The following is a 6,759-nucleotide window of genomic DNA, read 5'->3' as shown; positions in this document are numbered from 1 at the left end:
GGCCAAGACGTATCAAGCGTACTTGGAGGAGAAATCGATTCTTGTGAGAGATGAAGGGAAAGCAGACACTGCCATTCCTCTGCAAATGGATGTTCTTGGTGCTGAAACCGAAAATGGCATGTTCGCCAAGCGCCTCATTCCGATGACGACTGTATCGCAGCTGGAAGAGATGCTCGGAGATATGAAGAAAAATGGCATCGGAAATGTGAATGTAGTTTATAAGGGCTGGAATGAAGGCGGGTATTCAGGAACGAATCCATCGCCCGTGAAATATGAGTCAGCGCTTGGCTCGAAGAAGGATTTCGAGCGACTCGCAGCATCGCTTCGGGAAAGCGGAAATCCGCTTCATTTGTACAGCGACTTTACGACAGGCAATGAAGCATCCAAACGATTCTCTGCGCAGACGGATGCCGCCAAAAAAATCGATAAGTCAATATTGACGATACCAACCTATGAGGAAGTATACGGGACCATCTATTACTTATCTGCCGAAGCAACGAGCATGCTGGTTAAACAAAATACAAAGCAATATATGAGCCAGAACGTAAGCGGAATTGCTGTAGATAAGACGGGCTCTGTGTTATTCTCCGAGATGGCGGGCAAAAGCCGTTCAAGCCGCAGCCAAACAGCAGAATCATATAAAGCTGCTATGCAAGGCTTGTCGGATGCCATTCCATCCTTCCTCATGTATGCGCCAAATGATTATATGCTTCCTTATGCCGATCAAGTGCTAGACGTGCCGATGGAGTCATCGCAATATATTTATATCAGTGAAACGGTGCCATTTGTACAAATGGTGCTGAAGGGCTATAAGGATTATTTTGCCCCTTATAGCAACTTCTTCGCTAATCCGCAGGCAAGCCTGCTGCGCATGATCGAGACAGGTTCTTATCCATCCTATTATTTGACGCATGAGACATCGTATAAACTGAAGCATACTAATTCGAATGATGTTTACACGTCTGCATATAAGGATTGGCGTGATTCGATGACGGAGACTTATCGCATTTTAGATGAAGCGCTGAAGCCGACAATAGGTGCGAAGATGCAGAACCATGAGCGTCTAAGCGATGGCATTGTTAAGGTTTCTTATGACAACGGAGTCGAAGTGCTCGTGAATTACACGAATCGCGACTATCTATGGGAAGGCGTTAGCGTTCCGCCAAAAGGCTTTCAAGTAATCGAGGTGAACCGCTGATGGCCAAAATCATAATGACCAACAAACGTAGAAAGGCGATTATCGGTCTGGCGTTTGTGTCGCCATGGATCGTAGGATTTTTTGTTTTCACTTTATATCCGATGCTATACTCCTTATTTCTTAGCTTCCATCAAGTGAAAATTACACCTGTCGGCGTGAAAACAAAGTATATCGGCTTTGAAAATTTCAATTATGCATTTTTCTCCGATCCCGTGTTTGTAGAGAAAATATTGAATTATGTTATGGAAATGATGCTGAACGTACCGATCATTATCGTTTTTTCATTGATCATTGCGCTATTAATCAATCAGAAGATCAAATTTCGAGGCATGTTTCGGACGATATTTTTCCTGCCAGTCATTATAACGAGCGGGCCGGTCATTAACGAGCTGCTTAGCCAGGGTGCGTCCTCCATTCCGAATATAGAGCAATACGGCATGTTCACGATGATTGAGAACAGCTTGAGCCCGATTATTGCGGAGCCTATTCTGTATTTGTTTAAGCAAATCATTATGGTTCTCTGGTTCTCCGGCGTTCAGATTCTTATTTTCCTAGCAGGGCTGCAAAAGGTAGACCGATCCATGTATGAAGCAGCTCGCATCGATGGCGCGTCGGCATGGGAGTCCTTCTGGAAAGTGACGCTGCCAGTGCTTATGCCGCTCGTGATCGTAAATGTAATCTATACGATCGTTTACGTATCGACGTTCGCGCTTAATGAAATTATTATTCTTATCAAAAACAATATGTTCAGCACCATTACCGGATTCGGTTACGCAACCGCGATCGCATGGATTTATTTCATCATTATCATGATCGTGCTTGCGATTTGGACTGGACTGCTCAGAATGAAGAAACGATAAGGAGGAGAGCTGCATGTGGAAAAGACAGACGTTAGTCGCTGCGAGCAAAGTCCGTAAGCTGTTGTTCGGAATGGGAGAAAACGACGRATTTGTGTTCAAGGCTGTAGTATATCTCCTTCTGATCGCGATCGGCTTTGTCTATTTGTATCCGATGTTATTTATGCTGGTGAACAGCTTCATGAGCTTGGATGATTTGGTCAACTCCATGATCAAGTGGATTCCGTCAACGCTGTATGTCGAGAACTATTCGAAGGCGCTGAACGTGCTCGAGTATGAAAAAACGCTTTTGCAAACGATTGGGGTGGCAGGCCTTCCAGCCTTGCTGCAAACGATATCGGCGGGCGTTATCGGTTATGGCTTTGCTCGATTCGAGTTTCCTTTTAAAAAGATATTGTTCGTGCTTATGCTCGTAACCTTTGTTATCCCGCCGCAAATTACGATGATGCCAACATACCTTTTATTTAAGCAATATGGGCTGCTCGGCTCGCTGGAGACGTTTATATATCCGGCCATTCTCGGGCAAGGACTAAAAAGCGCATTGTTTATTCTCATTTTTTATCAGTTTTTTAGAAGCATACCGGATGTGCTGGAGGAGGCTGCGGAAATTGATGGAGCGGGCAGCTTGAAAATCTTTTACCGCGTTGCCGTTCCTATGGCTCTTCCTGCAATCATTATCGTCTTTCTATTCTCGTTTGTATGGTACTGGAATGAAACGTATTTAGCGGGTCTTTATTTCGGAAACGAGCTGACCATATTGCCGCTGGAGCTGCAAAAATTTACAGACAGCTACAATAAGGTGTACCCGCCGGGCACTCCTGGCAGTCAGTTGAATGAAGCGATTAAGCTGGCTGGAACGCTGCTGACGATTGCACCGCTGCTCATTCTCTACTTTGTGCTTCAGCGCTGGTTTGTAGAAGGCGTTGATCGGGCTGGTATTACCGGTGAGTAAGAGGAGGAGCTTGGGTGAAGAGACTTTTCAAGATTTCGAGTGTTTTTATAGCAATTATCTTATTAATAATGGGGTACAGCATGGAAAATAAAAAAGAAGCTCCGCAGCAGAAAAATGGGTGGAAGCTCGTATGGAACGATGAGTTTGATGGCAAAGAAATCGATCAGACCAAATGGAAGCATGTAACCGGAGGATCAGGCTTCGGGAATAATGAAGATCAGTTTTATACAGAGGATGCGGCCAACTCTTATATTGAAGATGGCAAGCTAGTCATCAAAGCGTTGAAGAAGGAGCATGGGGGCAAGCCGTATACGTCCGCGAAATTAATTACGGAGGGCCATGCAGATTGGACGTACGGTCGGTTCGAGATCCGGGCTAAGATGCCGCTTGGCAAAGGAATGTGGCCTGCCATATGGATGATGCCGACGGACATGGAGAAATACGGCGGCTGGCCAAGCAGCGGCGAGATTGACATTATGGAGTATCTTGGACACGAGCCTGAGCAGGTGCATGGTACTTTGCATATGGGTAATCCTCACATTTATAGAGGCGGGAAAGTAAGTCTGGAAGATGGAACGTTCGCAGAAGCGTTTCATGACTTTGCTCTGGAATGGACGCCAAGCGGGATGAAGTGGTACGTCGACGATAAGGAGTTTTATCAGACGACGACATGGTTTACGCGCAAGGATGAGGCTGCGGATAATGAGCCATTCCCTGCACCTTTCGATCGTGCGTTTTTCTTGCAGCTGAATTTGGCCGTTGGCGGCAATTGGCCGGGTTATCCAGATGAGACGACGGTTTTCCCGCAAACATTCGAGCTGGAGTACGTTCGGGTGTATCAGCCGGCAGACGGAAATTATGAGACGGCAAACGATACGGCGAAATAGGAATGATAGATGTGAATTGGAGGAGAAACCGATGGATCTTCGTTTGGTACAGCAAGAAAAGATGAACATGATTCAAACGACGATGGAGCTGCGCGAGGTAAGCGGAGTGGCAGTCCCGTTTCAAAATGGCATTCCTGTACCGTCATTTGATGCACAGCAGCGTTTGAAGCTTGACTTGAAGGGTTTGTGGAAGAAGGAAAGATTTGCTGCGGATCATGATTTCTCATTGTCTGAGCGCAATGATCGGTGGTTCGAGCACGCCCTCCTTGAAGCTGGCGGCCGTACTGAAGTCGACTTTGATGATTCTGCTTGGGCGCAGCGTCAGCTGCCCTTTCCGGAAAATGAAATTCGCGGGAAAGAGGAAGCCCATTCCAGTGAAACGTATCAAGACGGCGTATGGTATCGTCGGACGTTCTGTCTCGATGCAGCATGGGCAAATAAAGCAGTCACACTACATGCGCTCGCGATCAGCTATGTAGCTGACGTTTGGGTCAATGGGCAGTGGGTTGGCTATCATGAAGGAGGCTTTACCCCTTTTGCACTTGATTTGACGCCTTTTGTGAAGATTGGTGAAGCGAACACAATTGCGCTTCGAATCGATAATCCGCCTTGGGGAAGCCGAGTGGATATCATACCGGCGACACCAGGAACTGATTTTTTTAACTACACCGGTGTGATCCATGACCTATACATTAGCGGAACTACCAAATGCCATATACCAAGAGTAAACATCGTACCGCTCGATATTGAGGGGCGTGTGAAGTTTAGTGTCGTTCTGGAAAACCGTGGAGCTGATGCTGTAGAGGTGAGCGTTAGCGGGCAAATTTTTGATGCGGATCATGAAGCCGATGCATTCTTAAACTCTCCTCTCGCAGCGGATATTAAAGGCAAGCAAACAAGATGGACGGGCGATTTAAATTGGACGGCAGCACTGGCTCCTTATGAGACGAAGGTGATGGAAGCGATTGTCCATATTCAAGAGCCTCGTTTATGGGCATTTTGGCAGCCAGAGCTGTATGTAGCGGAATTTGCAGTTGTATATGGGGATTGTACTGCCCAGTTGGATCGTTATGCGTCGCAGTTTGGCGTACGTACAGTTACGACGGAAGGTACAAAGCTGCTGTTGAATGGACGACCGGCATTTCTTGCCGGCGTTGCTCGCCATGAAGAATGGCCGGATACAGGGCGGTCTGCTACTTGGAAGCAAATTCGAGATGATTTGGTTCAAATGAGGCAGTCCATGCATGTTAATTTTGTTAGAACGGCACATTACCCGAACCATGTATACACGTCGTTATTGACGGATCGGCTCGGCCTTGCAACCGTCAGTGAAATTCCGCTTTGGCAATTCACTCGTGAGCATTTTGAGGCACAAGAGCAAAAACGGCTATCCGATCAAATGTGGAGGGAGATGATTTTCTCCCAATACAACTCTCCTTCCGTTCTGATGTGGAGCACGCAAAATGAATCCGTTGAGGTAGAGCTGCGAACGGTTTACAACAAACGTTTAGTGAAGGACCTGAAACAAAATTATGCGGATGGACGTCTCACGACTCAAAGTGCGGCAGCAGACCAGCCAGGTGCGCATGATCCTTCCATGGAGCCGCTGGATTTGGCGGGCTGGACGATGTATTTTGGCATATTCCATGGCAGTACGTATTATGAAGGCACAAAAGATTTTCTGCAAAAAGCGCATGAGCTTTGGCCGGACAAGCCGATATGGAATACCGAGTTTGGGCACTGGTCCTCTGATCGGGATACGATGGCGGCAGAGCAGCTGAAAACCTATAAGGAAACGCTGCAGGCGCTGATGGAACGAGCGGTCATATCTGAAGATGGAGAGGCTCAGCTGAGAAGTGATGGTTTTCTCGTTGGCATCGATTTCTGGATTATGTATGACTGGTACGTGAACCATAACAATTGGATTGATACGTTCGGGATCTATCATATGGATAGAATGACGATGAAGCCGGTTGGAGAAGCGCTGAGTCAGGATTATGCTAGGTACACTGCATTCGAGGGTGGGTTTATTCATCAACCAAAGCGTGAATCGCAATAGATATAAGAAGCAATTTTTCTAATATAGGGCGTTATCCTTTCATCCAAAACCTCATAAAACGAGCCATAGTAATCATTCTATAGGCTCGTTTTGTTTTGCTCATTGGTCTGTTAGTATGGCATACTGAGCAAGACAGATGTGAATCTTTTTTGCCGGCAGTCACGTACCTAAGTAAGACTATAAGAACAAATGGACGACGGAGGCATTCGATGAATAAAGAACAACTAATAGCATTATTTAATAAGGAACAACGGATCGATCAGACTATTGCGGGCTTTCGTCGTGAAGAAGAAGGTGGAATGATTAGGCAGGTTTCCCTTACATGCGGGGAAGGATATGTAACCTACTCAGCATTAACAAATGAAACGGTTCAACATGCGATTAATGAGCAGCTATCTTACTTTGAGCAATTGGATCAGCGGTTTGAGTGGAAGCTATATGACTACGACCAGCCCGCTAATTTAAAGGATAAACTTCTTGAGCATGGATTTACGATTGGAGATCCCGAGGGTTTGCTGGTTATGCAGCTAACAGAAGGAGATTTTATGTTATCCTGTGAAATTCCTTCCTCTATCATACGAATCACAGACGAAGCAGGAATCAATGACATCGTCTCACTGGAAGAAGAAATATGGGGAGAATCACATCGCGAGCTTGGAGAGGAATTAATACGAAATCTGAAAAATGATCCAGATAGCCTGTTCATCTATGCAGCTTATGAAGATGGAAAAGCAGTCAGTGCGGCTTGGATGTATTTGCATGATGGAACTTCCTTTGGAAGCTTATGGGGTGGTTCAACCTTATCT

6 protein-coding genes are annotated in these 6,759 nt (G+C 46.1%); all 6 read left to right on the top strand.

Annotation, left to right across the window (positions count from 1 at the left end; translation table 11 throughout):
* On the top strand, window positions 1-1,198 hold a 1,198-nt coding region (locus AC1DSE_RS27200; RefSeq protein ID WP_477528495.1), incomplete at its 5' end, for a DUF5696 domain-containing protein.
* Window positions 1,198-2,058: a carbohydrate ABC transporter permease gene (locus AC1DSE_RS27195; protein WP_083682581.1), complete on the top strand. Its 861-nt coding sequence runs from the start codon at window positions 1,198-1,200 to the stop codon at window positions 2,056-2,058. The genes AC1DSE_RS27200 and AC1DSE_RS27195, both read left to right, overlap by 1 nt.
* Before the next feature lie 13 nt (window positions 2,059-2,071).
* A complete protein-coding gene (locus AC1DSE_RS27190; RefSeq protein WP_477528494.1) occupies window positions 2,072-3,007 on the top strand; it encodes a carbohydrate ABC transporter permease in 936 nt (311 codons plus the stop codon).
* 14 nt (window positions 3,008-3,021) lie between these two features.
* A complete protein-coding gene (locus AC1DSE_RS27185; protein ID WP_477528493.1) occupies window positions 3,022-3,894 on the top strand; it encodes a glycoside hydrolase family 16 protein in 873 nt (290 codons plus the stop codon).
* Between the two features lie 31 nt (window positions 3,895-3,925).
* Window positions 3,926-5,953 (top strand): glycoside hydrolase family 2 protein, encoded by a 2,028-nt coding sequence (locus tag AC1DSE_RS27180; RefSeq protein ID WP_477511085.1) that lies wholly within the window; start codon window positions 3,926-3,928, stop codon window positions 5,951-5,953.
* Between the two features lie 209 nt (window positions 5,954-6,162).
* Window positions 6,163-6,759 (top strand): GNAT family N-acetyltransferase (locus AC1DSE_RS27175; protein ID WP_477528492.1); only part of this gene is annotated, 597 nt, incomplete at its 3' end.

The organism is Paenibacillus sp. 01L418, assembly GCF_056400045.1.
This window is presented reverse-complemented; position numbering and strand designations above follow the sequence as displayed.

What these genes read in the sequence shown, in the direction of transcription:
- AC1DSE_RS27195 (WP_083682581.1), top strand. Translation starts at nt 1,198, where the DNA reads ATGGCCAAAATCATAATGACCAACAAACGTAGAAAGGCGATTATCGGT.
- AC1DSE_RS27180 (WP_477511085.1), top strand. Translation starts at nt 3,926, where the DNA reads ATGGATCTTCGTTTGGTACAGCAAGAAAAGATGAACATGATTCAAACG.